Source organism: Actinoplanes sp. NPDC004185 (assembly GCF_053603475.1).
In genome coordinates this window covers 225,893-251,521 of sequence record NZ_JBSGFR010000004.1, presented here as the reverse complement: position 1 = coordinate 251,521, position 25,629 = coordinate 225,893, and the positions used below count along the sequence as shown (strand labels likewise).

30 protein-coding genes are annotated in these 25,629 nt (G+C 71.1%); 9 read left to right on the top strand and 21 right to left on the bottom strand.

The window, feature by feature from the left end:
- Nucleotides 1–31: 31 nt before the first annotated feature.
- The gene (locus ACWEOZ_RS06430; RefSeq protein ID WP_451909702.1) at nucleotides 32–1,075 is read left to right on the top strand and encodes an SGNH/GDSL hydrolase family protein; all 1,044 of its coding nucleotides are present in this window, start codon (nucleotides 32–34) and stop codon (nucleotides 1,073–1,075) included.
- Here ACWEOZ_RS06430 and ACWEOZ_RS06425 read toward each other — a convergent pair.
- Nucleotides 1,072–1,374, bottom strand: coding sequence for an STAS domain-containing protein (locus ACWEOZ_RS06425; protein ID WP_451909701.1), 303 nt, complete (start codon nucleotides 1,372–1,374; stop codon nucleotides 1,072–1,074). The genes ACWEOZ_RS06430 and ACWEOZ_RS06425 overlap by 4 nt on opposite strands.
- 38 nt (nucleotides 1,375–1,412) lie before the next feature.
- Complete coding sequence (locus ACWEOZ_RS06420; protein ID WP_451909700.1) at nucleotides 1,413–1,841, bottom strand: ATP-binding protein; 429 nt, start codon at nucleotides 1,839–1,841, stop codon at nucleotides 1,413–1,415.
- Nucleotides 1,842–2,016: 175 nt separating this feature from the next.
- Here ACWEOZ_RS06420 and ACWEOZ_RS06415 point away from each other — a divergent pair, with 175 nt between their 5' ends.
- The gene (locus ACWEOZ_RS06415; protein WP_451909699.1) at nucleotides 2,017–2,331 is read left to right on the top strand and encodes a hypothetical protein; all 315 of its coding nucleotides are present in this window, start codon (nucleotides 2,017–2,019) and stop codon (nucleotides 2,329–2,331) included.
- Nucleotides 2,332–2,343: 12 nt separating this feature from the next.
- Here the strand turns inward: ACWEOZ_RS06415 and ACWEOZ_RS06410 are convergent, their stop codons facing one another.
- The 3 genes from ACWEOZ_RS06410 to ACWEOZ_RS06400 form a co-directional block, all read right to left on the bottom strand.
- Nucleotides 2,344–3,018, bottom strand: coding sequence for a DUF2786 domain-containing protein (locus ACWEOZ_RS06410; protein WP_451909698.1), 675 nt, complete (start codon nucleotides 3,016–3,018; stop codon nucleotides 2,344–2,346).
- A 22-nt stretch (nucleotides 3,019–3,040) separates the two neighbouring features.
- Complete coding sequence (locus ACWEOZ_RS06405; protein ID WP_451909697.1) at nucleotides 3,041–3,430, bottom strand: hypothetical protein; 390 nt, start codon at nucleotides 3,428–3,430, stop codon at nucleotides 3,041–3,043.
- Between the two features lie 79 nt (nucleotides 3,431–3,509).
- Nucleotides 3,510–3,929, bottom strand: coding sequence for a PaaI family thioesterase (locus ACWEOZ_RS06400; RefSeq protein ID WP_451909696.1), 420 nt, complete (start codon nucleotides 3,927–3,929; stop codon nucleotides 3,510–3,512).
- 157 nt (nucleotides 3,930–4,086) lie between these two features.
- Between ACWEOZ_RS06400 and ACWEOZ_RS06395 the strand changes: the two genes are divergently transcribed.
- Complete coding sequence (locus ACWEOZ_RS06395) at nucleotides 4,087–4,335, top strand: hypothetical protein (RefSeq protein WP_451909695.1); 249 nt, start codon at nucleotides 4,087–4,089, stop codon at nucleotides 4,333–4,335.
- Nucleotides 4,336–4,355: 20 nt separating this feature from the next.
- Here ACWEOZ_RS06395 and ACWEOZ_RS06390 read toward each other — a convergent pair whose 3' ends face one another.
- From ACWEOZ_RS06390 to ACWEOZ_RS06375, 4 genes are read right to left on the bottom strand one after another with little or no spacing between them, the layout of a single operon-like run.
- The gene (locus ACWEOZ_RS06390) at nucleotides 4,356–5,651 is read right to left on the bottom strand and encodes a PrsW family intramembrane metalloprotease (RefSeq protein WP_451909694.1); all 1,296 of its coding nucleotides are present in this window, start codon (nucleotides 5,649–5,651) and stop codon (nucleotides 4,356–4,358) included.
- Entirely contained in the window at nucleotides 5,648–6,217 is a 570-nt protein-coding gene (locus tag ACWEOZ_RS06385) for a hypothetical protein (protein WP_451909693.1), read from the bottom strand. Before ACWEOZ_RS06385 ends, ACWEOZ_RS06390 begins: the two co-directional genes overlap by 4 nt.
- Nucleotides 6,218–6,273: 56 nt before the next feature.
- Complete coding sequence (locus ACWEOZ_RS06380; protein WP_451909692.1) at nucleotides 6,274–6,837, bottom strand: RNA 2'-phosphotransferase; 564 nt, start codon at nucleotides 6,835–6,837, stop codon at nucleotides 6,274–6,276.
- Entirely contained in the window at nucleotides 6,834–7,610 is a 777-nt protein-coding gene (locus ACWEOZ_RS06375; protein ID WP_451909691.1) for a class I SAM-dependent methyltransferase, read from the bottom strand. Before ACWEOZ_RS06375 ends, ACWEOZ_RS06380 begins: the two co-directional genes overlap by 4 nt.
- An 18-nt stretch (nucleotides 7,611–7,628) precedes the next feature.
- Here ACWEOZ_RS06375 and ACWEOZ_RS06370 point away from each other — a divergent pair, with 18 nt between their 5' ends.
- Nucleotides 7,629–8,000, top strand: coding sequence for a PPOX class F420-dependent oxidoreductase (locus tag ACWEOZ_RS06370; protein ID WP_451909690.1), 372 nt, complete (start codon nucleotides 7,629–7,631; stop codon nucleotides 7,998–8,000).
- Nucleotides 8,001–8,066: 66 nt separating this feature from the next.
- Here the strand turns inward: ACWEOZ_RS06370 and ACWEOZ_RS06365 are convergent, their stop codons facing one another.
- Complete coding sequence (locus ACWEOZ_RS06365; protein WP_014687221.1) at nucleotides 8,067–8,276, bottom strand: BldC family transcriptional regulator; 210 nt, start codon at nucleotides 8,274–8,276, stop codon at nucleotides 8,067–8,069.
- Nucleotides 8,277–8,578: 302 nt separating this feature from the next.
- The gene (locus tag ACWEOZ_RS06360; RefSeq protein WP_451909689.1) at nucleotides 8,579–9,418 is read right to left on the bottom strand and encodes a hypothetical protein; all 840 of its coding nucleotides are present in this window, start codon (nucleotides 9,416–9,418) and stop codon (nucleotides 8,579–8,581) included.
- A 259-nt stretch (nucleotides 9,419–9,677) separates the two neighbouring features.
- Between ACWEOZ_RS06360 and ACWEOZ_RS06355 the strand changes: the two genes are divergently transcribed.
- Together ACWEOZ_RS06355 and ACWEOZ_RS06350 are read left to right on the top strand one after the other, a co-directional pair.
- Nucleotides 9,678–10,757 (top strand): Glu/Leu/Phe/Val family dehydrogenase, encoded by a 1,080-nt coding sequence (locus tag ACWEOZ_RS06355; RefSeq protein ID WP_451909688.1) that lies wholly within the window; start codon nucleotides 9,678–9,680, stop codon nucleotides 10,755–10,757.
- A 179-nt stretch (nucleotides 10,758–10,936) separates the two neighbouring features.
- On the top strand, nucleotides 10,937–11,155 hold the full coding sequence (locus ACWEOZ_RS06350) for a DUF3073 domain-containing protein (protein WP_451909687.1): 219 nt from the start codon (nucleotides 10,937–10,939) through the stop codon (nucleotides 11,153–11,155).
- A 128-nt stretch (nucleotides 11,156–11,283) separates the two neighbouring features.
- Here the strand turns inward: ACWEOZ_RS06350 and amcA are convergent, their stop codons facing one another.
- The 5 genes from amcA to ACWEOZ_RS06325 form a co-directional block, all read right to left on the bottom strand.
- Complete coding sequence (gene amcA, locus ACWEOZ_RS06345; RefSeq protein WP_451909686.1) at nucleotides 11,284–11,508, bottom strand: multiple cyclophane-containing RiPP AmcA; 225 nt, start codon at nucleotides 11,506–11,508, stop codon at nucleotides 11,284–11,286.
- Nucleotides 11,477–12,580, bottom strand: coding sequence for a cyclophane-forming radical SAM peptide maturase AmcB (gene amcB, locus ACWEOZ_RS06340; protein ID WP_451909729.1), 1,104 nt, complete (start codon nucleotides 12,578–12,580; stop codon nucleotides 11,477–11,479). Before amcB ends, amcA begins: the two co-directional genes overlap by 32 nt.
- A 196-nt stretch (nucleotides 12,581–12,776) precedes the next feature.
- Entirely contained in the window at nucleotides 12,777–13,928 is a 1,152-nt protein-coding gene (gene purM, locus ACWEOZ_RS06335) for a phosphoribosylformylglycinamidine cyclo-ligase (protein WP_360546958.1), read from the bottom strand.
- Nucleotides 13,929–14,026: 98 nt separating this feature from the next.
- Nucleotides 14,027–15,637, bottom strand: coding sequence for an amidophosphoribosyltransferase (purF, locus tag ACWEOZ_RS06330; protein WP_451909685.1), 1,611 nt, complete (start codon nucleotides 15,635–15,637; stop codon nucleotides 14,027–14,029).
- 77 nt (nucleotides 15,638–15,714) lie between these two features.
- Nucleotides 15,715–16,077 (bottom strand): sterol carrier family protein, encoded by a 363-nt coding sequence (locus tag ACWEOZ_RS06325; protein WP_451909684.1) that lies wholly within the window; start codon nucleotides 16,075–16,077, stop codon nucleotides 15,715–15,717.
- 161 nt (nucleotides 16,078–16,238) lie between these two features.
- Between ACWEOZ_RS06325 and ACWEOZ_RS06320 the strand changes: the two genes are divergently transcribed.
- Nucleotides 16,239–18,362 (top strand): carboxypeptidase regulatory-like domain-containing protein, encoded by a 2,124-nt coding sequence (locus tag ACWEOZ_RS06320; protein ID WP_451909683.1) that lies wholly within the window; start codon nucleotides 16,239–16,241, stop codon nucleotides 18,360–18,362.
- A gap of 56 nt (nucleotides 18,363–18,418) precedes the next feature.
- Here ACWEOZ_RS06320 and ACWEOZ_RS06315 read toward each other — a convergent pair whose 3' ends face one another.
- Nucleotides 18,419–19,285 (bottom strand): LysR family transcriptional regulator, encoded by an 867-nt coding sequence (locus ACWEOZ_RS06315; RefSeq protein ID WP_451909682.1) that lies wholly within the window; start codon nucleotides 19,283–19,285, stop codon nucleotides 18,419–18,421.
- 70 nt (nucleotides 19,286–19,355) lie between these two features.
- On the opposite strand from ACWEOZ_RS06315, the gene ACWEOZ_RS06310 reads away from it, so the two are divergent.
- Entirely contained in the window at nucleotides 19,356–20,240 is an 885-nt protein-coding gene (locus ACWEOZ_RS06310; protein WP_451909681.1) for an NAD(P)H-binding protein, read from the top strand.
- 3 nt (nucleotides 20,241–20,243) lie between these two features.
- Here the strand turns inward: ACWEOZ_RS06310 and ACWEOZ_RS06305 are convergent, their stop codons facing one another.
- From ACWEOZ_RS06305 to purS, 4 genes are all read right to left on the bottom strand, one after another.
- On the bottom strand, nucleotides 20,244–20,834 hold the full coding sequence (locus ACWEOZ_RS06305) for an HAD family hydrolase (protein WP_451909680.1): 591 nt from the start codon (nucleotides 20,832–20,834) through the stop codon (nucleotides 20,244–20,246).
- 102 nt (nucleotides 20,835–20,936) lie between these two features.
- Complete coding sequence (gene purL / locus ACWEOZ_RS06300) at nucleotides 20,937–23,645, bottom strand: phosphoribosylformylglycinamidine synthase subunit PurL (protein ID WP_451909679.1); 2,709 nt, start codon at nucleotides 23,643–23,645, stop codon at nucleotides 20,937–20,939.
- Complete coding sequence (gene purQ, locus ACWEOZ_RS06295) at nucleotides 23,642–24,355, bottom strand: phosphoribosylformylglycinamidine synthase subunit PurQ (protein WP_451909678.1); 714 nt, start codon at nucleotides 24,353–24,355, stop codon at nucleotides 23,642–23,644. The genes purL and purQ overlap by 4 nt, the downstream gene beginning before the upstream one ends.
- The gene (gene purS, locus ACWEOZ_RS06290; RefSeq protein ID WP_360546940.1) at nucleotides 24,352–24,618 is read right to left on the bottom strand and encodes a phosphoribosylformylglycinamidine synthase subunit PurS; all 267 of its coding nucleotides are present in this window, start codon (nucleotides 24,616–24,618) and stop codon (nucleotides 24,352–24,354) included. The genes purQ and purS overlap by 4 nt, the downstream gene beginning before the upstream one ends.
- Nucleotides 24,619–24,941: 323 nt before the next feature.
- Here purS and ACWEOZ_RS06285 point away from each other — a divergent pair, with 323 nt between their 5' ends.
- Nucleotides 24,942–25,625, top strand: coding sequence for a S1 family peptidase (locus ACWEOZ_RS06285; protein WP_451909677.1), 684 nt, complete (start codon nucleotides 24,942–24,944; stop codon nucleotides 25,623–25,625).
- Nucleotides 25,626–25,629 lie beyond the last annotated feature (4 nt).

The following is a 25,629-nucleotide window of genomic DNA, read 5'->3' as shown; positions in this document are numbered from 1 at the left end:
AGTCTTTGCTGGCAGAACGGGGGAGCTGGTTGTGGGATCTGCGGGGCGTACCACGAGCGCGCGGCGTCTGGGCATCAAGGTCATGACCGGCTTCCTGGCGGCCGGGCTGGTCGCTGGCCTCGGCACCCCGGGAGCCGCGCGGGCACAGCTCGCCGCCCGGGTCGCCGGAGAAGTCCCCGCCGAAGCCCGCATCGCCGGCTCCGGCGCGATGCGCGTCCTGGCGCTCGGCGACTCGATCACGCTCGGCACCGGATCGCCGACCCGCAGCTCGTACCGGGTGGGCCTGGCCCAGCGGCTGCTGCGCGGCGGCATGCAGATCAACTACGTCGGTTCGCAGAGCGACGGCTCCGGCGGCGACACCCAGCACGAGGGCCACGGCGGCTGGGACATCGACGAGATGGCCGCCGAGGTCGACGGCTGGCTGGCCAACTCCCAGCCGGACATCGTCCTGCTGCACGCCGGCACCAACAACATCACCAAGGGCGACGGGCCGTACGCGACGAATCGCAAGCTGTCGGGGCTGATCGACCAGATCCGGGCCGCGCGGCCGGAGGCGTACATCTTCGTCGCGCAGATCATCGGCTCGCGGGTGCCGCGGGAGCTCGCCGCCGACCGGGCCTACAACCGGCTCATCCCGGGCATGGTCGCCGCCAAGCAGGACCCGCTGATCACCGTGGTCGACCAGTCCACGGTCGGCGGCATCGACCTGCACGACCTGCACCACCCGAACGACTTCGGCTACTCGAAGATGGCCTGGAACTTCTACCGGGCGATGGCCAAGGTGTTCCGGACCTCGGGTGACACCGGCCGGAACCCGTACACCCTGCAGTCGACCTACCGCTGCCTCGCGGCCCGGGTCGTGCAGGACGGGGAGGTGCGCCACCGCACCGAGTGCCGGACGTGGAAGTTGCGGACCGTCACGGCGGAGGCCAACGGCGCGACCCGCCGGGTACGCACCTGGCAGACGCTCCGCACGGTCAAGCAGGCCTACCGGGTCCGGGTCGCCGGCAAGGTCCGCACCCGTACGCGGCTGGTCCACAAGTGGACCGGCCCGGGCAACCTGTCGACCCTCTAACCGTTGAAGAGGGCCAGCACGCCGGAGACGTCGAGGACGCGGTGCACCAGGCCGTGCGCGTTGACGATGCGCAGCGGCACGCCCGCCTCGCGACCGGCGTTGAGGCCCTCGATCAGCGCGCCCATCGCCTCGCTGTCCAGGAACACCGCCGCGTCGAAGTCGATGACGACCTCGGCGGGACCTGACCGCACGGCCTCGAGAAGGGCAGTGCGCATCTCGTCGCGGGCGTTGATGTCGAAGTCGCCGGACAGCCGGACGACGGCGGCCTCGCGGACGATCTGGTAACTCGGCTGGGTCACGGACACCTCTGACGGTTTACGAATCCCGTGATCATAAGTCAGCTCGGCACGGGGAACTCCGCCCACACATGCTTGGTGTGATCCTCGATGTACCAGCCGAGGTCCAGGGCGAACTTCTGGGCCAGGTACAGGCCGAGCCCGCCGGCGCCGGGTGGCCGGTCGTCGGCGTACTCCGGCACCGTTTCGGGGCTGTGGTCGGCGACGTCCAGCACGAAGACCTGGTCGTGCCGGCCGAGCCGCACGATAGTCGGCGGCAGACCGTGCCGCAGGGCGTTGGTGGCCAGCTCGGTGGCGACGAGCACGACCTTCTCCGGGATCTCCTCCAGCTCGGCGCCGGCCGGCAGCGGCTGGCCGGTGATCGCCTCGTGCAGGGAAGCTCGCAGGCTGCGCAGTTGCACCGGGCTGTCCATCACCCACTTGTGCAGCTCGGTCATGGCGGGCGGCGACTGTGCACTCAAGAAGGGCATGAGTGAATGGTGCCCAGGGCGGGCCACGATCATGTGCGTTTTCACCCACAGCAGGCGGGCCTCGACCCAGCGGCATCGACCAGTTTGACCTTTCTTGCAGTCTGCGTGGGGGCCTAGCGCTGCGGGCGTGCGTTCCGTACAGCTAACCGGGAACAAAGTTCACGGGAGGAACGACGTGCCGAAGTTCAAGAGCGCGGAGGAACAGGCGGCCTGGACGATGGCGGAGGCGCTGAGCGAGAAAGGCTTCTCCTGCATGCGTCAGGCGGAGGAGGCCGCGGAGAATTTCCGGTCGGGCAAGATGCAGATGCGGCGCAACTTCAAGGCCCGCGGCCTGTCCGAGGTCGACGCGGACATCCGCTGGTCCGGCATGACCGCGGCCAAGAAGGCCCTGGGCGACAACGCCTGGTACATGTCCCAGGCCACGATGTACAACGAGGCCGCCGCCGCCCAGTACGCCAAGGCGCTCTACCTCAAGCACGACGACGGCTGAGGCGCTGCGAGCTCAGGCCGGCAGGCCGGTGCCGCCCAGGTCGGCGGTGCGGCCCGCGGCATAACCCTGCCGGCGGCCGGAGCCGGCCAGCCGGCGGGGACCGAGCCGGATCAGATTCGGGTACGTCTCGTCGCGCCGGCGGTCGACCAGCTCGGTGCGGTCCACCAGCACCAGCTCGGCACCGGGCGCGTCCGCAGCGGCAGCGCGCTCCGCCTCGGTGAGGCGGGCCCGGATCGCCTCGGTGAAGCCCACCAGCCAGGACCGCCGGAACGCGGCCGGATGGTCGAAGCTCGGCACCTCGGTGGCGGCCAGGCCGTGCGCCGCCTGCACGAGCAGGGAGGTGAAGAGCAGCTCGACGCGCTCGAGGTCGGCGGCGTGCCCGAAGAGGTGGATCCGGGCCGTGCCACGCCGCTCCAGGTGGACGACCCGGCAGCGCAGGGCCACGGCCACCGCGCCGAGCAGGCCGGCCTTGTCACGGGCGTACGGCGCCAGCACGGTCACGACTCTGTCCCCGACCGGGTCGAGGGCGGGATCGGTGCCGGCGAGCAGGGCCTGGTCGACGCCGTACTTGGCGATGAGCTCGGCCGCCTTGGCGGTGAACGCCTCGGCCTCGGCCGGGGTGCACGCGGGATCCTCGGCCTTGGCGAGCAGCTTACGAACCCGGGCGAGCAGCGGATCGTCGCTCACGAACTGCGCTCGGTGCGGCCGCTCATGCCGCCCGGTGGCGCAGGGTCGCCACGGTCGAGCCGGCCAGGGCGAGCAGGCAGTCCGGGAGCTGGCCGTCGGCGATGGCCGCGCCGAACAGGGCCTCGCCGGTGGAGATGTCGCCGTTCACGTACGCGCTGACGAAGCGGGCGACCCAGCGCTTGTCGTACCGCGCGTCGTCGATCCCGGGGAAGTCGAGCGTCCAGGCGCCCCTGGGCACGTTCTGTCCGACCATGGTCGCAGCGAGACACCACGCCACGTCGTACGCGCCCACGACGCCCGACCGGTCGACCACCGCGTCGAAGGTGCCCACCACAGCGTCGCTGTCGCCACTGAGCGCGCAGTCCAGCACCTGCGTCGCGTCGTCCAGGGCGTGCTGTGGTATGTCCGTCACGTGGGAAAAGGTACGCGGATGCGTCAAGAATTGCCGCTCAGCCAGCGATCCTGCTGGGGTTTTCCGCCTTGTGCGGGGATCAGGCGCCGCGCAGCAGGCAGGTGAGACGCGCGGTGCAGACCCGGTCGCCGTCGCCGTCGGTGATGACGATCTCGTAGGTCACCGCCGTCCGGCCGCGGTGCACCGGCGTCGCCACCCCGGTGATGGTCCCGGAACGCACACCCTTGTGGTGGGTGGCGTTGATGTCGACGCCCACCGCGAACGGCCGGTCGACGGTCGCGCCGTGCAGCACCGCCCCGACCGAGCCGAGCGTCTCCGCCAGCACGCAGGACGCCCCGCCGTGCAGGAGCCCGTACGGCTGGGTGTTGCCCTCGACCGGCATCGAGGCGACCACCCGCTCGGGCGTCGCCTCGGTGATCTGGATGCCCATGCGCTCGCCCAGGGCACCCCCGCCCCCGCTGCCGAAGAGCTGCTGCATGCCGTCCGCCGCTGTAGTCACGCCCGGCTACGTTACCGGTGAGTTCCGGCGGAGCCAGCGACATCGGTCACACCACTGGCGGCCGATCCTTATCTTCGAGGTCGGTTCGGGTCGCGAGGGGGCGACCCGGGCCCTACGTTGGTCAGATCCGCTGCGACGCATCACCTGAGGAGACACCATGAGCGAGCCCAAGGAGATCGTCGAGACCCGCGGCGACGACCGCGTCGACCTGCTGGCGACGGACACGAACGGCGACGGCCGGCCGGACGTGTGGGTGTCCGACACCGACGGCGACGGCAAGGCCGACCTGTTCCAGTTCGACACCGACGGCGACGGCAAGGTCGACATCACGATGGCCGACCTCGACCAGGACGGCACCCCGGACACGATCGTCGACGGCGACGGCGGTCACCCGCCCACCGTCTGACCACCTGACGCGCTGGGACGTCAGCCGCCGCCGAGTGTGCTGATGGCGGCCCAGAGCACAGCGACGGCAAGGGCCGTGGTGAAGACCGCCGAGGCGGTACGCCGCCACGGCCCCTTGCCCGCCGGCGCGATCGCCTCCGGGTGCCCCAGGGCGGTGAGGATGCGGCGCTGCCGGCGCACCTCGTGCTGCCACCGGCTCAGGTCGGTGGTGCCGCGGCTCAGCTCGACGGCCAGCCGGGCCTGCGCGCGTTGCAACCGCCGTACCGCTGCCCGGGCCCGCAGGCCCGCCCGGGTCCGCGCGTGCCAGCGGGCAGTGGCCCGCCGGGACCCGGATCTGAGGGCTTCCCGCTCGCCCGGGGTGATCAGCTCGTGGTCGTCGACCTTGGCCAGCTGCACGGCGTAGTAGTCGGCCTCGCGGTCGTGGGCGGCCCGCACGAGCAGCAGGACCAGCAGCAACGGCGGCAGCCCCTTGCAGACCAGCACCACGAGCAGGGCCAGCGCGCCGTTGCCGAGACCGTCGCGCAGCAGCGGCGAGTTCCACAGGAAGTGCGAGGCCCACGCGCCGATGACGGCCAGCATGGCGACGCCGATCCGGAGCCGCCAGGGCCGGTCCGCGCGCACGACCAGATAGCCGATGCCGGCCCCGGCCAGCGCGCCGAACAGCGTGTGACTCCACACCCCGGAGACGAAGCCGCGCAGCAGGAACGTGGTGATCACCGGCTCGACGTGGTCGCCGCGCCCGGCCAGCGCGACGGCGCCGAGCGCGTACACGATGTCCTCGATGATCTGGAAGCCCAGCCCGACCATCGCGCCGTAGACCACGCCGTCGAGGACGCTGTTGACCTGTGCCCGGGCCACCAGCACGATCGCCACGACGCCGAGCGTCTTGGCGATCTCCTCGACCGTCGGGCCGGCCAGCGCGGCGCCCCAGTCGGCGGCCAGGTGCGGCGAGCCGAGCTTGGCGATGAGGTCGTCGAGGGCCGCGCTGCCGGGGATCGACACGGTCGTGGCCACCAGACCACCCCAGGCGAAGGCCAGCGCGAGCAGAGCGGGCGGCTCCCGCTCGAGGAAGTCCAGCTCACTGACGATGAACCAGAACGGTACGGCGAGCAGCGCGAACAGCCCGATCGCGGTCAGCGTGGCCAGCGGGTACGCGCCCACGAAGCGTCCCGCGACCAGCGTCATCCGCACGCCACCGGCCACCACCAGCGCGAGCACGATCCAGAAGGCGGGCAGCCGGATGAGCCCGGGGCCGTAGTGGGCGCCGGGCTGCACGGGCGCGGTGCGGTCGCTGCGCAAACGGGACTCCGCCGTCATCCGGTGTCCGCCGGGTCGTAGCGCAACGTCCGGGTGCTCGCGTCGATCGCCGGCAGGGTGCGGCCCAGGTCCAGGTCGGCGCCGCTGACGGTGACCTCGATGGTGCGGCCGCCGGCGACGAAGACGGCGTACCGGCCGCCCCGGCCCGGAGCGGTGTAGCCGCCCTGCAGGCCGGCCAGGCCGGAGCCGGTGGCGACGGTCAGCTCGGTGCCGGTGACCTGGTAACCGGGGGTGCCGGTGATCCGTTGGCGCAGCCCGTTGGCCGCGGCCGCCAGGTCACCCTCGAAGCGTCGGACGGTGATCAGATAGCGCACCGGGCCGAGCCGGAACAGGGCCGTGCCGGCGTCGTCGGTGGGCCGGGTCTCGGTGACGTCGATCCGCGATCCGGGCGGTGGGATCACCGTGACACCCCCGCCGACGGCGTACGGGCGGTCGGTCGGCACCGGGCGGTCGGCGGGCAGCGCCCGGTCCAGGGCGGGCAGGCCGACCCCCAGCCCGGCCAGGGCCAGGACGAGGCTGAGCGCACCGAGGAGGTTCATCAGCTGACGCCGAGTAACCCACCCCATCTCAATACGCTAACCGGCCACCCGCGACGTCTCCCGGATGAGCGTGTTTTGTCTGTTTACTCCGAATGTTCGTGAACGCTCCCGGCCGGCACCGCGGCGGTCAGCCACACCCCGTTCTGGCTGCGGTGGAACACGTGCCCGGCCGCGGCCATGAACGCCGCGTCCACCGCGAGGACGACCACGTCCGTGGCCCGGCGGCGACCGACCACCAGGGCGGTCGCCACGTCCGGTGAGAGGTGCACGTGCTGGCGGCTGCGCGGGCGCAGCCCCTCCCGCAGGATCGCGGCGAGATTCGCCCGGGGAGTGCCGTGGAAGAGGACGGCGGGCGGCTGGGCCGGTGGCAGATCAAGATCCACCTGCACCCGCCGGGAGTGCCCCTGACTGGCTCGGATGCGCTCGACACCGTCGGCATCCGTCCGCACCGCGAAGCGGGACTTGTCGTTGTGCTCGACCACGACGTCGAGCTCGGCCCGGGAGATCCGCAGCGCGGCGAGCAGGTCCGCGACCGGCACCCAGCCGTTCCCGTCGAGGGTCAGGCCGGCCGTCTCGGGCCGGTGCCGCAGCACCAACGACAGCCGTTTGCTGAGCCGCACCTGCTCCCTGGTCAGCACCGTGCTCACGGTCGTAGCTCCATGACCGCAAGGTAGTAAGGCCGGTCCTCGGTGTCGACGGATTTGAGCCGCCACCGGCTGCCGGTCAGCAGCCCGTCGAGCTCCTCGACCGAGCAGTTGAGGTAGTCGAACCACTCCGTGGCCAGCAGGCGGTACCGCAGTCGCAGGCGCAGCTGGCCGCCCAGCCGTCCCCGCTCCCGGTTGCGCTGGTGGTACGCGACGTGCACGGGATCCGTGGTGCCGTACGGGTCGGTGCCCTGAGCGATGATCCGGGCTCCCGGCCGGGCCAGCTCGGCCAGCGCGGCGAGGAAGTCCGGGGCCCGCTCCGGCCCCTCGATCAGCCCCAGGTTGTTGCCGAGCAGCAGGAACGTGTCGTAACGGGCCGCCGAGCGGGCGTACGCGTCGACAGTGTTGAGCACGGTGTCCCGCAGCCCCCGCTTACGCGCCACCTCGATCGCTCCCGCGGAGGTGTCCAGCCCGGTGACCGCCATGCCGCGGTGCTGCAGCTCCACCGCCGTACGCCCGGCCCCGGCCCCGATGTCCAGCACCGCGCCACGCACGAGCCGCAGCGCGCGGTGGTCGTGGGGTTGCCAGTCGCCCGGGGCGGCCAGGTAGTGGTCGGCGGGCGCACCGTTGATCAGCCCGTCGTCGCGTTCGATGATCTCGATGACCGGCCGCGGCACCCGGCCGCCGGCCAGGGGTCGGGGGCCGATCCCGGTGTGCACCGCGTAGGCGTCCCGGATCATCTCGCCGAACACGTCGCCGATCGTAGGTTGATCCATTGCCACTACTCTTGGTCCATGGCGACGCTGGAGCAACTCGGCGCGGAGAAGTACGTCCTTCTGACGACGTTCCGCCGGGACGGCCGGGCGGTGCCGACCCCGCTGTGGGTCGTGCCCGACGGCTCCGGGCTGGCCTTCTGGACGCCGGCCGGCACCGGCAAGGTCAAGCGGATCCGCAACAGCGGCCGGGTGACCGTGGCCGCGTGCGATGTGCGCGGCAACGTGCGGGGTGCGGCGATCGAGGCCCAGGCGCGCATCGGCGACGCGGCCGACCTGCGCCGGGTCGGCGAAGGGCTCAAGCGCAAGTACGGCCTGATGGGCCGGCTCTCACTGCTGGGCAGCAAGCTGCGCCGGGGCGCGGACGGCACGGTGGCCGTCCTCGTCGCGTGAGACGAAGAAGGGGCGACTGCCGGCCTGGCATTCGCCCCTTTATCGATCTCTCGGTCGACTGCGGTTTCAGTCGCCCTGACGCTGCGTGGGGATCTGCCCCTGCAGCAGGGCGCGAACCTCCGACTCACGGTAGCGACGGTGCCCGCCCAGGGTGCGAATTGCACTGAGCTTGCCCGCCTTGGCCCACCGGGTGACGGTTTTCGGGTCGACACGGAACATCGACGCCACCTCGGCCGGCGTGAGTAGCGGCTCAGGATCATGCGTACGCGATGCCATCGGTCACTCCTCCACAGGTACCTAAAGACATCGGCCGGGGTCCCGCCGGCCGGTGCGTCTCTCATGGTCCGGCTAGTCCCCGATGTCCGACATGGGCCGAACGGCCGAACGTCCCTAGATAGACGGTTGAAGCATGCCCGATTTTTACCTGTTTTCTACGCCAGAAAGTGTCTTGTTTGGACCGATTATCACGCTTCGCGGGACGGCGATCACGAAGAGTGTTCGCCTAGAGAGCGCTTTCCAACACGGTGGTCCGTGCCCGTTCGTCCCATATTCCCTGGTCAGACGGTCATAAACGTCGATCAGTTGCAGCGCTCGAGCAACTGCACCGCGCGCCACCGGGCGACGAGCTTCTCGTAGGCGTCCGTCGCCGCGTCCGCGTCACCGCGGGACAGCGCCGAGATACCGGCCGCCACCAGGCCCGGCGAGTCGTCCTCGGCCAGGGCGTCCGCGCCCAGCAGACCGGTCAGGCCGCCGTAGTCCAGCTCGACGATCGAGCGGGGATGGAACTCCTCCAGCCACCGGGTGCCCTCCTCCACCGCCTCGGTGATCGGGGCGTCGCCCAGCGACTTGCGCAGCACCGAAACCGCCCGGTGCGCGCGGCGGCGAGCCTTGGAGATCTCCGTGCGGTAGCGCAGCGTGCGCCGCCCGTCGGCCAGGTTGATCTCACGCTCGTCCAGGTCGACGAAGACGAACCAGCGCAGCGGTACGCCCCACGTCGCGATCTGCTCGTGCACCCGGGGCACCCCGCGCTCGAGCACCTTGGCCCCGCTGCGCCAGTCCTCCACGATCGCCTTGGCCTGCCCGGCCAGCACCGGCGGCACGAAGGCGTCCGCCAGCACGCTCGGCACACCGTCCCGCGCGTTCAGTGCGGCCTCGGCGACGCGCAGGCGCAGATTCCACGGGCAGACCAGCAGCGTCTCGCCCCACTCCAGGACGTACGCCTCGTCGGGCAGGTCGGGCAGCCGGGTCCAGCCCGCGCCCAGCGCCTCCAGCACGGCGGTGCGCTGCCGGACGGGACCCTCGACGGGGCCGAGCGCCCGGCCCTCCCGCGCATACCGGCGCCAGAAAACCTGACGGTCCCGGTCGAAGGCGGTCAGCGGTTCGTAAATCCGCAGGTACGACGCGAACAGTGACGGCACGCCGCCGATCCTTTCACGATATCGGCGGCAATCGCCTTCTCCCGCGCTACCGAACCACCACCCACCGACGGGGGCACCGCCTCCACAGTGGCGCCGAGCCCTGGTCCCCCGCCTGCGTGACACCGGGAGAACGGGGTCCACGGGAGTGTCATCGTCGGCTCGGAAGGAGGCTGCGGTCGGTCTAGGCTCGTCGTATCCGGCCCACCCCGCCGGCCCGCAGGCCTCACGAGGGCCCCGTCACAACCAGGAGAAATCGCAGATGAGTGTGTTCGACACCGAAGGCAGCGACGCCGCCGGACACGAACAGGTCGTCTTCTGCCAGGACAGGCAGACCGGCCTCAAGGCGATCATCGGTATCTACTCGACGGCCCTCGGGCCCGCGCTCGGTGGCACCCGGTTCTACCCGTACGAGAACGAGGAAGCGGCGATCACCGACGCGCTGAACCTCTCCCGCGGGATGGCGTACAAGAACGCGCTGGCCGGGCTCGACCTCGGCGGCGGCAAGGCCGTGATCTGGGGCGATCCCAACAAGATCAAGAGCGAAGGGCTGCTCCGCGCGTACGGGCGGTTCGTCGAATCGCTGCACGGCCGCTACTACACCGCCTGCGACGTCGGCACGTACGTCCCGGACATGGACGTCATCGCCCGCGAGACCCGCTATGTGACCGGTCGCAGCGTCGAGCACGGTGGCGCCGGCGACTCCTCCATCCTGACCGCCTGGGGTGTCTTCCAGGGCATGCGGGCCGCGGCCGAGCACACCTGGGGCAGCCCCACTCTGGCCGGGCGCCGGGTGGGCATCGCCGGGCTGGGCAAGGTCGGCAAGTATCTGGCCGGTCACCTGATCGAAGACGGCGCCGCGGTCGTCGCGACGGACGTCAGCGAGGCCGCGCGGGAGTGGGCCCGGAGCACGTACCCGCAGATCGACCTGGTGGCCGACACGCAGGCGCTGATCACCGCCGACATCGACGTGTACGCCCCCTGCGCGCTCGGTGGTGCGCTGGACGACGACACCGTGACCGCCCTGCGGGCCAAGGTCGTCACCGGCGGCGCCAACAACCAGCTGGCCCATCCGGGCATCGAGAAGCTGCTCGAGGAGCGCGGCATCCTCTACACGCCGGACTACGTGGTCAACGCCGGTGGCGTGATCCAGGTGGCCGACGAGATCGAGGGCTTCAACTTCGAACGGGCCAAGCTGCGGGCGACGCGGATCTTCGAGACCACGGGGCAGATCCTGCGCCTGGCCGACGCCGAGGGGGTGCCGCCGGCGGTCGCCGCCGACCGGCTCGCCGAGCGCCGGATGGCCGAGGTAGGCCGTTTGCGCAGTATCTACCTGAGTTGAGTGTTTTGTAGGCCATCGCGCGTCGGGTCGATGACAAGGGACGACGCGCGATGGTGGTACACGCAACCCGAGGTGCCGAAGCGGGCATCGCCCATGTACCGTAAGACCCACGAGAGATGCCTGACGTCATCGGGGCCCGCCTTCGGGCTGCCCCGAATTCTGTGCGAGGGGGTCGAGCCATGGGGCGCGGCCGTGCTAAGGCCAAGCAGACGAAGGTGGCCCGGGAGTTGAAGTACCACTCCCCGAACACCGACCTCACCGCCTTGCAGCGCGAACTGGCGGGTGCCGGTGGTAAGTCCGACCATCAGTTTGTCGACGACGACGATCAGTTCGTCGACGACGATGACGAGGACGACGCGGACGACGACCGGGATCCCTGGTCGCCGACAAGGCGCTGACCCGAACGAGGATTGCACAGAGCACGCGGCTTACCGCGTGCTTCAGTGTGTCGTGGTCGTTCCGTAGTCATTCCGACGGGAATGAAGCCCACGCGGGTTGACCACCGCGTGGGCTTCAGAGCCGCCACTCAACGGGGACGGTTGTTCCAGTTGTAGAACGTCGGGATGTTCTCGAAGTGGTTCCAGGCGCACACCGCCGAGCCCTCCTTCGTCGTGCTCTCCGAGCGGCGCTCCCGGGCCTCCGCCGCCTCCTCGATGAGGGAGGCCAGCCCCGACCGGGTCTCTTGCACCCGTGCCGTCACCGGATCCGTCTCCACGCGGTCAGACAGCCGTGGGCTCGTGATCTCGGGCATGGTCCAGCACTCCCTCCAGTAGGCGAATCTTGCTGTTCCGGCAGTGCTCCGTCGCCGTGACGTCGAACCTGCCGTGCTCGAAGTAGCGGTTCGCCGCATGCGCGGCACCACAGAAGCCGAAGTAGGGACACTGGGCCCGGCAGCTCTCGACACCGTCGAGGAACTCGCGGATCCAGGGGGTCTCGGTGGCCCGTTCCAGGATCTCGGCCAGCGGGGTCGTCAGCACGTTACCGCTGGAGAAGTCGCCGTACCGGGGATCGGAGAAGCCGGCCAGCTCCGGGGAGAGCAGCACGACCGAACCGTCCTCGGCCACCGTGGGAATGGGGTCGAGCCGGCGCGGGAGCACGGTGTCGGCTGTGCCGTCCAGGACAGCCGCCGCATACCGCAGGGACCACTCGATCTCGCGCAGATGGATGCGGGGATCGCGGCGCCAGGCCGCGACCAGCTCCGCCCAGAAGGCCGTGACCGCCGCCTCGGGATGCCGGTTGTCCCGCAGATTGACGCCCTCGAGCTCCTCGATGTTGATGCCGAGCACGTCACAGCCCAGGCCGAGGAAGTATTCGTACAGCTCGGTGGCCAGACCCGGCTCCGGACGGGCCACCACGCAGAGCGCGGAGAACGCGATGCCGTGCCGGCGCAACGCGTCGATCCCCCGCACGATCCGGTCGTAGGCGGGCTTGTCTCCGCGGGTCACCCGGTCACCGTTGCGGGCCTCGGGCCCGTCCACGCTCACGCTGACCCGGATCCCGCGCTCGACGAAGAACTCGCACCAGGCGTCGTCGATCAGCGTGGCGTTGGTCTGCACGTGGTGCTCGACGTCCGCCGCGAACGGCTCCAGCAGCGCGGCAAAATGCTCCCGGCCGGCCGCGAGCGGCTCACCGCCGTGCCAGACGACCGAGAACCGGCCGGTCCGTGACCAGGGATTCACCGACGCGGCGACCGCCTGCGCGACCTCGACGGGCATCTTCCGGTCGATCTTGCGGAACGGAAGGTAGCAGTAGGAACAGTCGAGGTTGCAGAGCGTGGTGGGCTGCATGACGACGTAGGTGGGAACCGTCGAGATGCCCCGCATCCCGCTCCACAGCTGTGCCACCGGCGCATCCACCCCCGTCCCTCGTCAGGCTATGCGGCGTCGTCCACCTTCCCGGCCGAAAAAAGATCCGCGGTGCCGACGTATCGACACACGCGGATCATTTCATACCAAGGGCGGGCCATACCCCACTCGCGGCAGATTGCCTCCGCCGCGGGCGGGCCGGGCCCGGGCGGGCTCAGCCCCGGGTGTACTGGCCCATCATCTGCACCTGGCCGGTGCCCTCGATGATCTCGCCGACCTGCCACGCCTCGACACCACGACCGGTGAGGTAGGCCATCGCCCGGTCGGCGTCGTCGGCCGAGACGACCGCGAACATGCCCACGCCCATGTTGAACGTGGCCTCCATCTCGACGTCCTCGATCCGGCCCTTGGCCTGGATCAGGTCGAAGATCGACTGCGGGCGCCACGACGAACGGTCCACCACCGCGTCGACGTGCTCCGGCAGCACCCGGACCAGGTTGCCCGGGATGCCACCGCCGGTGACGTGCGAGAACGCGCGGACGTCGGTCTCCTCGATCAGGCCGAGGCAGTCCTTCGCGTAGATCTTGGTCGGGGTCAGCAGCTCCTCGCCGAGGGTGCGCTGCTTGCCGAAGTCCTCCACCACCGTGTCCAGCCGCATCCGGCCCGCGCCCAGCAGCACGTGCCGCACCAGCGAATAGCCGTTGGAGTGCAGGCCCGACGAGCGCATCGCGATGACCGCGTCACCGATCTCGACCCGGTGCGCGCCGAGGATCTCGCTCTCCTCGACCACGCCGACACCGGTCGCCGAGACGTCGTACTCGTCCGGGCGCAGCACACCCGGGTGCTCGGCGGTCTCGCCACCGAGCAGGGCACAACCGGCGTACCGGCAGCCGTCCGCGATGCCCGCGCCGATCTCGGCCACCTTGTCCGGCACGACCTCGCCGCAGGCGATGTAGTCGAGCAGGAACAGCGGCTCGGCGCCGCAGGCCACCAGGTCGTCGACGACCATCGCGACCAGGTCGATGCCGATCGTGTCGTGGATGTCGAGCTGCTGGGCGATGACCAGCTTGGTGCCGACACCGTCCGTGGACGAGGCCAGGATCGGGCTCTTGTACTTCTGGGTGTTGAGCTTGAAGAGGCCCGCGAAGCCGCCCAGGTCACCCATGACCTCGGGGCGGGTGGTCTTCTTGACCTTCGACTTCAGCAGCTCCACCGCGCGCTCGCCGGCGTGGATGGAGACCCCGGCATCCGCATACGTCACCGTGCGCTTGCGGCCGGGCCGGCCGGCACCCGCCGACCACGGCTGGTGGTCGGCGCCTTCAGCGCCGTTGGATCCGGCACTGTTGCGCTCGGACACGTGCGTCACGGTTCTCCCCTTAGTGCGCGGCTCCCCGCGCGGTTGCAGCTGACGGTGCCGCTGACTACGACTGTTGTGGTGCTGCTGAGGTTCCAGCGGTCCTGCGGTTACGGGCGACGCAGGGCGTCGACGCCGCCCGGGCTGCCCACCAGGGGTTCCGCGGATTCCCGCTCGCCCTCGGCATACTGCTCGTCCTCATACTCCCGCTCCAGACCGGCCACCGCAGCGTTGGTGGCCTGGGCGGTCGTGGTGGGCAGCGAGGCCCGCTTGCCCACGCCCTCGAGCACGTGCTTGCCGATCAGGTGACCGGCCGGCAGCTCGATCGGGTACTGACCATCGAAACAGGCCATGCACAGGCGTGTCTTCGGCTGCTCGGTCGCCTGCACCAGGCCGTCCAGCGAAACGTAGCCGAGCGAGTCGGCGCCGATCGAGCGGCGGATGCCGTCGATCTCCAGGCCGTTGGCGATCAGCTCGGCGCGGGTGGCGAAGTCGATGCCGTAGAAACACGGCCATTTCACCGGCGGCGAGGAGATGCGGACGTGCACCTCGAGGGCGCCGGCCTCGCGCAGCATCCGGATCTGGGCCCGCTGGGTGTTGCCGCGCACGATCGAGTCGTCGATCACCACGATCCGCTTGCCTCGCACGACCTCGCGCAGCGGGTTGAGCTTGAGCCGGATGCCGAGCTGGCGGATGGTCTGCGAGGGCTGGATGAAGGTGCGCCCGACGTAGGCGTTCTTCATGAAGCCGGCGCTGTACGGGATGCCGGAGGCCTCGGCGTAGCCGATCGCGGCCGGGATGCCGGACTCCGGGACGCCGATGACCAGGTCGGCCTCGACCGGATGCTCCTTGGCGAGCTTGCGGCCCACCTCCACCCGCGCCGAGTAGATGTTGCGGCCGGCGATCGTGGTGTCCGGACGGGCAAGGTAGACGTACTCGAAGAGGCAGCCCTTGGGCTCCGGCGCGGCGAACCGGGTGGAGCGCAGGCCGTGCTCGTCGATCGCGATGATCTCGCCGGGCTCGACCTCGCGGACGAAGCTGGCCCCGACGATGTCCAGGGCGGCGGTCTCGCTGGCCACGGCCCAGCCGCGCTCCATCCGGCCGAGCACCAGCGGGCGCACTCCCTGGGCGTCGCGGGCGGCGTACAGCGTGCTCTCGTCCATGAAGACGAAGCTGAACGCGCCCCGCAGCCGCGGGAGCACCTCGAGCGCCGCGGCCTCGACCGACAGGTCCGGGCGGCTGGCCAGCAGGGTCGTCACGAGCGCGGTGTCCGAGGTGCCCATGTCGGCCTCGAGACCGCGCTCGGCGACCTCACGGGCGAGCTCGGAGGTGTTGACCAGGTTGCCGTTGTGGGCCAGCGCGATCGTCGTGCCGGCGGTGGTGGCCCGGATCGTGGGCTGGGCGTTCTCCCAGTTCGAGCCGCCGGTGGTCGAGTAGCGGGTGTGGCCGATGGCCAGGTGCCCGCGCAGGCTCGCCAGGGTGGGCTCGTCGAAGACCTGCGAGACCAGGCCGAGGTCCTTGTAGACCACCACGCCCGAGCCGTCACTGACGGCGATGCCCGCTGCTTCCTGCCCTCGGTGCTGCAGTGCGAAGAGCCCGAAATAGGTGAGTTTCGCGACCTCTTCCTCCGGGGCCCAGACACCGAAGACGCCGCAAGCATCCTGGGGTCCGCGGTCCTGGGGGTCGAGATCGTCGGTCAACCGGCCGTCGCCTCGGGGCACGCGCTTGCTCCCTCATGCTGATCTGCTGGACTTGCTGGTCTGTTCCGACGGCCCAGTGTACGCGAGACGGAGACCACTCAACTCGGGTGCACAGGGAGGTACGGAGTGAGATCTGTGCGTATCCCACTGGCCCGCACCCGTCCCGAGGCCATCGCATCGGCCCAGGTCAGCCTCCCGGAGGCGACCAGCAGCCAGGTCATCGGATCGGTCTCCACCACATTGGGCGGTGTGCCACGGGTGTGCCGCGGCCCGGCGACACACTGAATCGCACCGAAAGGTGGAATACGGACCTCCACCGATCGGCCCGGCGCGGTTCGCGCCAACTCGCTCAGCAGCGCGCGCACGGCGTCACGCAGCACCGTCCGCTCCGGTTCATCGCCGCGGTCGAGCGCGTCCAGGGCGGCGCCGACGGGCTCGGAATTACTGTGCGCAGGAGACACGTCGGGACAATACGACCCCTGGTTGGACAAGAACCCGGCGGCCCTGGGTCGCGCGGAGGACCTACGACAGGGCATAGTGGCCGACGGTGTGTACTCGTCGCGGGATCCATAGGGCATTTCGAAGGCAGCCCGAGGCCCGTGCGACCCGGAAGGCGGTGGACGTGACAACGCACCTACGAGCCAGGGCTCTCCAGGCCGGTGCGTTCCTGGCGCTGGTCGGTGGCGTTCTCGTCGTCGCACCCTCAGCCGCCCGGGCCGATGACCCGTCGATCTCCGTCGTGAGTCTGGAGCCCGCCGACATCACGTCCGGTGGCTCTACCACCATCGGCTACGCGATCCAGAACAAGCCCGGCAGCCCCAGCGTCACTGTCCAGGTCAACGCGCCCGGCATGAAGTGCGAGCCGGGGTGCAGCTTCGAGCAGCAGGTCGCGCCCGGGACGCCGAGGACCTTCTCGACCAAGCTCGTCGCCCCCACGGTCGCACCGGGTGAGACCAAGGAAATCACGGTCACCGTGACCGCCTCTGTCGGCGACAAGAGCGACAGCGACAGCAGGAAAGTCACCGTGCGCGGCCCGGACAAGCCGCAGACGGTGCGTCAGGTCAGCGGCCGGGTCAAGGACCAGGACGGCAAGGCTGTCTCCGGCGCGCTGGTCGGCCTGCGCGACAGCCAGGGACACCAGTACCAGACCAACACCAACGGTGACGGTGGCTACTCGTTCACGTCGTCGGACAGCAAGCCCATCGCCGTGGGGGCCATGGCGGTCGGTGCCACCAAGGACGGCTACGAGCTCACCTCGAAGAACGCCCAGGGCGCAGCCGGTAAGTCGATCACCGTGCCGCTGACGCTCAAGTCGAAGACAGCGCCGACGCCTTCCAGCCCGTCCCCTTCGCCCACCGTCACCACGGAACCGACCGACGAGGCCACCGACGAGGCGTCCGAGCCGGCGGCCGACGAGTCCGCGGCGGCTATCGACGCCGCGCCCAAGTCCGGCTCCGACGAGGGCTCCGGTTCGCTGCTGTTCATCATCCTCGGCGGCCTGCTGGTGGCGGCCGGCATCGGCGCGATCGTGCTGGTGCTGATGCGCCGCAAGTCCAACGAGGACCCCGATGACGACGGCGCGGCAGCCGGCGGCGCAGTCCCGGCCGCGGCCCCGGCCGGACGGTACGGCGGCGCCGACGAGACGCGCCTCGCCGCTCCGGCGGGTGGCCGGGTCAGTGACGCCACGATGATCGCGCCCCGCTCGGGCGCACCGTCCATGGCGGACGCCCCGACGATGATCCACCAGGCCCCGCCGGTCGACGAGTTCCCGGACCCGTACGGTGCGCCGATGCCCCAGGGCGGCGGATACAACGCACCCGGTGGCTGGGGCACGGCCGGTGCCGCGGGCGCAGCCGGTGCGGCAGGCGCTTACGGTGCCGCAGGCGCAGCCGGTGCAGCAGGCACGTACGGCGCCGCGCAGGCTGCCCCGGGCTACGGCGCGGCCAACCAGTACGGCGGCGCTCCGGCTCCGGCCCAGCAGGGTGGCTACGCCGACCAGGACGACCACGGGTATGCCGGCGGCGGCTACGGCCCGGGTCAGCCCGCGGGCTACGCCGACCAGGCCGGCTACGACGAGGCCGGCTACGGCGCGCAGGGTGGCTACGAGCCGCCCGCCCAGCGCTACGACGAGCCGACCGGTATGTACAGGCCGGAACCAGCAGGCGGCTACCCGGCCGAGGCGGGGTACGGCGACCAGGGCGGTTACGGCGCCGCGGAGCCGGGCTACGGCCAGAACGCCGGCTACCCGCAGGGCGGCGACGAGTACGCCGATCCGGGTCACGCAGCGCCCTATCAGGGCGGTTCCTACGGTGCTGCTGCTGAGCCGGCCGACCAAGCCGGCTACGGCGGCTGGGGTGGCGCAGCCGGCGGGATCGACAGCGGCAACGCGTACGGCCCGCCCGCTGGTGGTGGCACCTATGGTGGGGCTCAGGGCGGTGGCACGTACGGCGGTGCGGCCGGCGGCGCCTACGGAGCTCCGGCTCCGGCCGGTGGTGGCGGCTACGGCGGCGACCCGGGTTACGACCCGCGGGCGACGTACGGGCGGCCGGAGGGCTACGAGCAGCCGGCTGCCGGCCGGGGCCAGCAGCCGCCGCCGGGTGGCTACGGCGACCAGGGCAACTACGCCGGCGGCGCTGCCGACCAGACCGGTTACTACGGTCCGGAGCAGGGTGGCCGGCACGGCGGGCCGCCGCGGGACGGTGGCCGCCCGGTTCAGCGCCGGCCGAACGACTGGCCTGAGGACTGACGCGCCACAGCAACGCAGCGAAGGGCCGGCCCGTTCCGACGGGCCGGCCCTTCGTCCTACTCGACGGTGCCCGCGACCTCGACGGCGGCGCGGATGAAGGCAGCCACCGCCGGCGAGTGCGACTCCGGTGACCACGCGACAGCCAGCGTGACCGGCAGCAGGTCCTCGACACTGCGATAGACCAGACCGGGTCGCGGATGGCGCCGGGCGACCGAGCGCGGCGGGAACCACACGATGCTGCCCAGCTCGACCAGGTTGAAGATCTGCGCGAGGTCCAGTCCGGCCCCGCTCACCTCGGCCGGTGGCCTGCGGAAGCCGCCTCGGTCGGCCGGTGATCCGTCCGGGAGTTTCCGGCCGGCCAGATCGCTCAGGGACAGCGCCGGCTGGTCGGCCAGCGGATCCGTGGCGGCGAGGGCGACGACGCGAGGCTCGGTCAGCAGGGACTCGACGTCGAGATCCGGATCCAGGTACGGCGCCAGCAGCAGCGCCACGTCGGCTCGCCCGTCGCGTACGGCTGGGGCCTGCTCCCAGGGACCGCCCAGCACGAGCTCCACCGGGACCGCGGCCGTCTCCCGCTGATAGGCGGCCAGGATCTGCGGCAGCAGGCCGGAGTCGTAGTCGGCCTTGAACGCGAGCCGCAGCCCCGGCGCGACCCGGCCGGCGTGCCGGGCTCGGCGGCCGGCCGCGGTCACCGCGTCGAGCGCCGTACGGGCATCACGCAGCAGCACCTCGCCGGCCGCAGTCAGGGCGACCTGCCGCGTCGTCCGCTCCAGCAGCCGCACGTCGAGCTGGCGTTCCAGCTCCCGGATGGCGCGGGACAGCGGCGGCTGCGCCATGCCCAGCCGCTCGGCCGCCCGCCCGAAGTGCAGCTCCTCGGCCACCGCCACGAAGTACCGGAGTTGCCGAACCTCCAGGTCATTCATATCGGCAGAGTATCAATGGCGACCGGATCGGTCCTTCAGTTGCCTGGCGGGGCGGCGTTGACTGAAGTCCATGATCGTTGTGACAGCACCCACGAGCCACATCGGCCGCCAGGTCGTGCGGAACCTGCTCGACCGGGGCGCCCCGGTCCGCGTCATCGCCCGCGACCCGTCCCGGTTACCCGCGGAGACCCGGGACCGCCTGGACGTCGTAGCCGGATCGCACGCGGACGCCGACGTCGTCGCCAAGGCCTTCGCCGGCGCCGACGCGGTCCTCTGGCTGGTCCCGCCGGACCCGCGGGCCGGCAGCGCGACCGCCGCCTATGTGGACTTCACCCGGCCCGCGTGCGAGGCCTTCACCAGCCAGGGAGTCGCGCGCGTGGTCGGCGTCTCGGCCCTCGGCCGCGGAACAGCGGTGGCCGGTCAGGCCGGGCTGGTCACCGCGTCGCTGGCGATGGACGACCTGATCGCCGGTACGGGCGTGAGCTACCGCGCGCTGACGATGCCTTCGTTCATGGACAACATCCTGCGGCAGGTCGACGCCCTCAAGAACCGGAGCGTGTTCGTCGCACCGATCGCCGGCGACCGCAAGTTCCCGTCCTGCGCCACCCGGGACATCGCCGCGGTCGCCACCGACCTGCTGCTCGACGACTCCTGGAGCGGCCCGGGCAGCGTGCCGGTGCTCGGCCCCGAGGACCTGTCGTACGAGGACATGGCCGCCGTCATGTCCGAGGTGCTGGCCCGCCCGATCCGGTTCCAGCGGATACCCGGCGAGGACCTGCGGGCCGGCCTGCTCGGGCGCGGGATGTCCGAGCCGATGGCGCAGGCCACGCTGGAGATGTGGCAGGCCAAGGACGCCGGCCTGGACAACGCCGAGCCCCGTACCCCGCAGGCGACCACACCGACCACCTTCCGGCAGTGGTGCGAGGACGTGCTGCGCCCGGCCGTCCTGGGCTGACGCTCAGCGTTCCCAGGGCGGCGGAACCCGCACGGCGGCCATGCCCGCCGCGGTGGCCGCCTGGATGCCGAGGTCGGTGTCCTCGAAGACGAGGCAGTCGCCGGGCGGCACCCGCAGCAGCTCGGCGGCCAGCAGGAACGCCCCCGGGTCCGGCTTGGCCCGCGGGTAGTCACCGGCGCAGACCAGCACGTCGAACTTCTCCAGCAGACCCAGGGTGCTGAGCGAGGCGGTGACGGACTCGCGGGTGCTGCCGGACACCACCGCGAACGGAATCCGCCGGTGCGCCTCGTCGATGTGCTCCAGCACTCCCGGAACAGCGCTGACGGTCGGCAGCAACTCCTGGAAGAGAACCTCCCGGCGGGCGGCGACAATCTCGACCGGCATGCTCAGGCCCTGCTGCTCGTTCAGATCGGCGATGATCTCGGCGACAGGTCGCCCGCCCCAGGCGTAGAAGAGGTCCTCGGGCAGCACCGCGCCCCACTCCTTGAGGGCCTGTTGCCAGGCGAGGTAGTGCACGGGCATGGAGTCCGCGATGGTCCCGTCGCAGTCGAACAGGTAGGCCCGGAAGTCGCCGGCCGGCAGGGGTAACAGCACCGCAGCAGGATATAGAGCCGGTCACAGCAGCGCGCCACGTCCGGGCGGGTGCCCAGCCGTGGCGCGCTGATCAGTGCTCGGTGCGGCGGTCGCCGCGCTTCGTCAGGCCTTCGAGTCCGGCTCTTCGTCCGGCTTCGTCGCGGCCGGCTCGGCGTCGATCGGACCGCCCGCCTCCGCGGCGTCCGTACCGGATCGGCCCGGCAGGTCCGCGACCTCGTCGGCCGGTCCGGATGCCGGGTGGGCGGGCTCGCTGATCTCCAGCGTGACCGATGGTCCCGTGCCCCCGTCGTCCCCGGCCGCGTCCGGCTCTTTAACGGAGAGCTCGGCCTGCTCTTTAGCGGAGAGCTCGGCGGCTTCCACCACGGCGGCGATCTGCCGGGTGACGCCCTCGGCCGGCCCGCCGAAGAGGTTGCGCATCGTGGCGGTGAAGGCCGCCCGCAACTCGTCCAGCCCGACGGTGAACTGGTCGTGGATGTCGAGGACCGGCTCCTCCGCGGTGACACCGATCTGCACGCAGGAGACGTTGTGCTCCGCGGCCAGCGCCACGAAGGCCTTGTCGTGCCCGCGCGGCACGGCGACCAGCGCGCGTCCAGCCGACTCGCTGAACAACCAGACGAACGGCGTGACGCTCGTGTCGTGCTCCGGCAGCTTGATCCGCGCGCCGACGTTGCGCCGCAGGCAGGACTCGACCAGCACCTGGGCGAGACCGCCGTCGGAGAGGTCGTGCGCCGCGACGATGTGCTCGCGTTCCGAGGCCTGCGCCATCAGCCGGCCCAGTGCCTGCTCGTGGGCCAGGTCCACCTCCGGCGGGCGGCCGCCCAGGTGGCCGTGGGTGACCCACGCCCACTCGGAGCCGGACAGCTCGCACCCGGTGTCGCCGAGCAGGAAGAGCAGGTCGCCGTCCGTGGTCGGCGGCGGCGGGAAGCCCATCGGGGTACGGCGGGCGACGTCGTCGAGGATGCCGAGCACACCGACCACCGGGGTCGGGTGGATCGCGGCGGCACCGGTCTGGTTGTAGAAGCTGACGTTGCCGCCGGTGACCGGGATGCCGAGCTGCTGGCAGCCGTCCGCCAGGCCACGGACGGCCTCGGCGAACTGCCACATGACAGCCGGATCCTCGGGCGAGCCGAAGTTCAGGCAGTCGGTGACGGCGATCGGCTCGGCGCCGGTGACGGCGACGTTGCGGTACGCCTCAGCCAGCGCGAGCCGGGCACCCTCGTACGGGTCGAGCCGGGTGTAACGGCCGTTGCCGTCCACCGACAGCGCCACGCCGAGCCCGGTGCGCTCGTCGATGCGCAGCACGCCGGCGTCCTCGGGCTGGGCGAGCACGGTGTTGCCGAGCACGTACCGGTCGTACTGCTCGGTGACCCAGCTCTTGTCGCACAGGTTCGGCGACGCGATCATGCGCAGCAGCGTCTCGCGCAGCTCGTCCGGGGTGGACGGACGCGGCAGCGTCTCGGCCCGGTCGGCCTGCAGCAGGATCAGGTCGGCGGGCTCGCGGATCGGCCGGGCGTAGACCGGGCCGTCGTCGGCGAGGGAGCCGGGCGGCACGTCCACCACGATGTGGTCGTTCCAGCTGATCACCAGGCGGCCGGGCTGGCCGTCGGTCTGGCTGGGGGTGACCTCACCGATGTTGGTGGCCCAGACGCCCCACTTCTCGGCGACCTTGAGCACCTCGTCGAGCTTCTCCGGCGCGACGATCAGCAGCATCCGCTCCTGCGACTCGCTGGCCAGGATCTCGGTCGGCGACATCGAGGCCTCACGCAGCGGCACCCGCTCGAGGTAGACCCGCATGCCGGTGCCGGCCGCGGCCGCGGTCTCGGTGAGCGCGCAGGTCAGGCCCGCGCCGCCGAGGTCCTGGATGCCGACGACCAGGCCCGCGTCGTACAGCTCGAGGCAGCTCTCGATCAGCAGCTTCTCCATGAACGGGTCGCCGACCTGCACCGACGGGCGGCGCTGCTCGGCGCCCTCGTCGAAGGTCGCCGAGGCCAGCACGGAGACACCGCCGATGCCGTCGCGACCGGTGCGGGCGCCGAGCAGCACGACGACGTTGCCGACGCCGGCTGCCTCCTTGCGCTGCAGGCGCTCGACCGGCAGCACGCCGATGCTCAGCGCGTTGATCAGCGGGTTGCCCTGGTAGCAGGGGTCGAAGACGATCTCGCCGCCGATGTTGGGCAGGCCCAGGCAGTTGCCGTAGCCGCCGATGCCGGCGACCACGCCCGGCAGCACCCGCGCGGTGTCCGGGTGGTCCGCGGCGCCGAAGCGCAGCGGGTCCATCACCGCGATCGGGCGGGCACCCATGGCGAGGATGTCGCGGACGATGCCGCCGACGCCGGTGGCCGCACCCTGGTACGGCTCCACGAAGCTCGGGTGGTTGTGCGACTCGACCTTGAAGGTGACGGCGATCTCGTCGGAGATCTGCACAACGCCCGCGTTCTCCCCGATGCCCGCCAGCATCCTGGTGTTCTGCGGGGCCTTCTCGCCGAACTGGCGCAGGTGCACCTTGCTCGACTTGTAGGAGCAGTGCTCGCTCCACATGATCGAATACATCGCCAGCTCGGACGCGGTCGGACGGCGGCCGAGGATCTGCCGGATCCGGTCGTACTCGTCGTCCTTGAGGCCGAGCTCGGTGTGCGGCTGGAGCTCGTCACCGGTGTTGAGCGCCCGCTCGACGGTGTCCGGACCCCCGTCGAACTGGTTGATCAGCACGTCGGTGGCGGCGAAGCCACTCGGCTTGGCGCTGGCCGGCTGCTGCGGCACCTCCGGGGGCGCTGTCGCGCCGCTGGTCGCCGTGTCGTGCTGGGTGGTCATCGCTGGGCTCCCCCTGTGAGCTGCCCGCCCGCGGCCGACCCGGCCAGGTACCGCAGGGCTGAGGTGAAGAAGCCGAGGCCGTCGAGCGACGGACCGGTGAGCGCCTCCACCGCGTGTTCCGGGTGCGGCATGATGCCGACCACGTTGCCGGCCGCGTTGGTGATCGCGGCGATGTCGCGCTGCGAGCCGTTCGGGTTGCCGCGCGTGTAGCGGGCGACGATCCGGCCCTCGGCCTCGAGCTCGTCCAGAGTGCGCTCGTCGGCGACGAAACAGCCCTCGCCGTTCTTCACCGGGATCAGGATCTCCTGGCCCTCGGTGAAGCCGTTGGTCCAGGCCGTCGACGTGCTGGCGACGCGCAGGTGCTGGTCGCGGTTGCGGAAGTGCAGGTGCTGGTTGCGGGTGAGCGCACCGGGCAGCAGGTGGGCCTCGCAGAGGATCTGGAAGCCGTTGCAGATGCCGAGCACCGGCAGGCCGCCGCGGGCGGCGTCGGCGATGGACTCCATGACCGGGGCGAACCGGGCGATCGCGCCGCAGCGCAGAGCGTCGCCGTAGGAGAAACCGCCGGGCAGGACCACGGCGTCGACGCCGTGCAGGTCCGGGTCGCCGTGCCAGAGACGGACGGCCTCGGCGCCGGCGATGCGCGCGGCGCGGGCCGCGTCACCGTCGTCGAGCGAACCGGGGAAGGTGACGACTCCGATCCGCATGGTCACGCGCTCTCGAGAGCGGCGTCACCGGCAGGCTCGTCGACCCGGATCGAGAAGTCCTCGATGACCGGGTTGGCGAGCAGCTTGTCGGCGATCTCACGGGCCGTCTCGAGGTCGGGTTCACCGTCGAACTCGATCTCGATGCGGCGCCCGATGCGTACGGAGGAGATGGAGCTGACCCCGAGCCGTGGCAGCGCGTTGGCGACTGCCTGGCCCTGCGGATCGAGGATCTCCGGCTTGAGCATGACGTCGACGACGACGCGAGCCACGGGCACTCCTGACTGTGTAGGTGCGCAGTTGGGTGGCCCTCTAAGGGGCGAGCGGCCAAAGCCTACCTTGTACGACTCCCGATCGACCCATCGGCCGGTGTCGGCAGGCCGACGGGAGGGCCGTTGAGCAGCGAATCTCGACCGTGATCTCCACCACGGCAAGATCACCCAAAGGTGTCGCCGGCTCACCCTACGCGACCATCCCCATCACACGGTGATAGGTGTCAATTGGAGTCTTGTCCCGCCGCTCCGCCGGACATAGCGTTCAGTCGATCAAGTTCGATGCATCCCCCCATCGACAGAACTTTCGGAAGGAGCCCGGCGTGCGCATCCGCATCGTCGTCGCCTCTCTGGCCACCGCCCTGACCGGCATCCTGGCCGCCCCCGCCGCCGCCAACGCCGTCGAGCCCGGACCGGACCTCATCATCGGCGGCAGCACCGTCGCGTCGGCGCCCTGGGCCGCCGCGGTGTTCAGCAACGGCAGCTTCACCTGCTCCGGCACGATCATCTCGGCCAACTACGTGCTGACCGCCCGGCACTGCATCAGCGGCTCGATGTCGGTGCGCGTCGGCAGCGTCAGCCGTACGTCCGGCGGGGTCACCCGTACGGTGAGCTCCACCACCACCCAGAACGACCTGGCCCTGATGCGGCTCAGCAGCTCGGTCTCCACCACGTACATGCCGCTGTCCAGCGCGTACCCGCCGGTGGGATCGACCAACTCGCTCTACGGCTGGGGTCAGACCTGCTACAGCGGCTGCGGCGCCTCGACGACGCTGAAGACCGCCTCGGTCCGGGTCACCTCGACCAACCAGACCGACGCGTACGGCGGCCGGGCGATCGGCTCCACCGCGATCAACGGCAACGCGTGGCGCGGCGACTCCGGCGGTCCCCAGGTCTACAACGGCGCGCAGGTCGGCGTGGCCTCGACGGCGGACGGCCAGAGCCGGCAGTACTACGCCAGCGTCGCCTACAACCGGGCGTGGATCACCTCGGTCGCGGGCGTCTGAGAAT

Coding starts and splice junctions, on each gene's coding strand:
- ACWEOZ_RS06395 (WP_451909695.1), top strand. CDS start 4,087: ATGAGCGAGCCCAAGGAGATCGTCGAGACCCGCGGCGACGACCGCGTC.
- ACWEOZ_RS06375 (WP_451909691.1), bottom strand. CDS start 7,610: ATGGATCAACCTACGATCGGCGACGTGTTCGGCGAGATGATCCGGGAC.
- ACWEOZ_RS06315 (WP_451909682.1), bottom strand. CDS start 19,285: ATGAATGACCTGGAGGTTCGGCAACTCCGGTACTTCGTGGCGGTGGCC.
- ACWEOZ_RS06390 (WP_451909694.1), bottom strand. CDS start 5,651: ATGACGGCGGAGTCCCGTTTGCGCAGCGACCGCACCGCGCCCGTGCAG.
- ACWEOZ_RS06365 (WP_014687221.1), bottom strand. CDS start 8,276: ATGGCATCGCGTACGCATGATCCTGAGCCGCTACTCACGCCGGCCGAG.
- ACWEOZ_RS06420 (WP_451909700.1), bottom strand. CDS start 1,841: ATGCCCTTCTTGAGTGCACAGTCGCCGCCCGCCATGACCGAGCTGCAC.
- purL (WP_451909679.1), bottom strand. CDS start 23,645: ATGACCACCCAGCACGACACGGCGACCAGCGGCGCGACAGCGCCCCCG.
- ACWEOZ_RS06355 (WP_451909688.1), top strand. CDS start 9,678: ATGAGTGTGTTCGACACCGAAGGCAGCGACGCCGCCGGACACGAACAG.
- ACWEOZ_RS06385 (WP_451909693.1), bottom strand. CDS start 6,217: ATGGGGTGGGTTACTCGGCGTCAGCTGATGAACCTCCTCGGTGCGCTC.
- ACWEOZ_RS06310 (WP_451909681.1), top strand. CDS start 19,356: ATGATCGTTGTGACAGCACCCACGAGCCACATCGGCCGCCAGGTCGTG.
- amcA (WP_451909686.1), bottom strand. CDS start 11,508: ATGCCCGAGATCACGAGCCCACGGCTGTCTGACCGCGTGGAGACGGAT.
- ACWEOZ_RS06370 (WP_451909690.1), top strand. CDS start 7,629: ATGGCGACGCTGGAGCAACTCGGCGCGGAGAAGTACGTCCTTCTGACG.
- amcB (WP_451909729.1), bottom strand. CDS start 12,580: ATGCGGGGCATCTCGACGGTTCCCACCTACGTCGTCATGCAGCCCACC.
- ACWEOZ_RS06350 (WP_451909687.1), top strand. CDS start 10,937: ATGGGGCGCGGCCGTGCTAAGGCCAAGCAGACGAAGGTGGCCCGGGAG.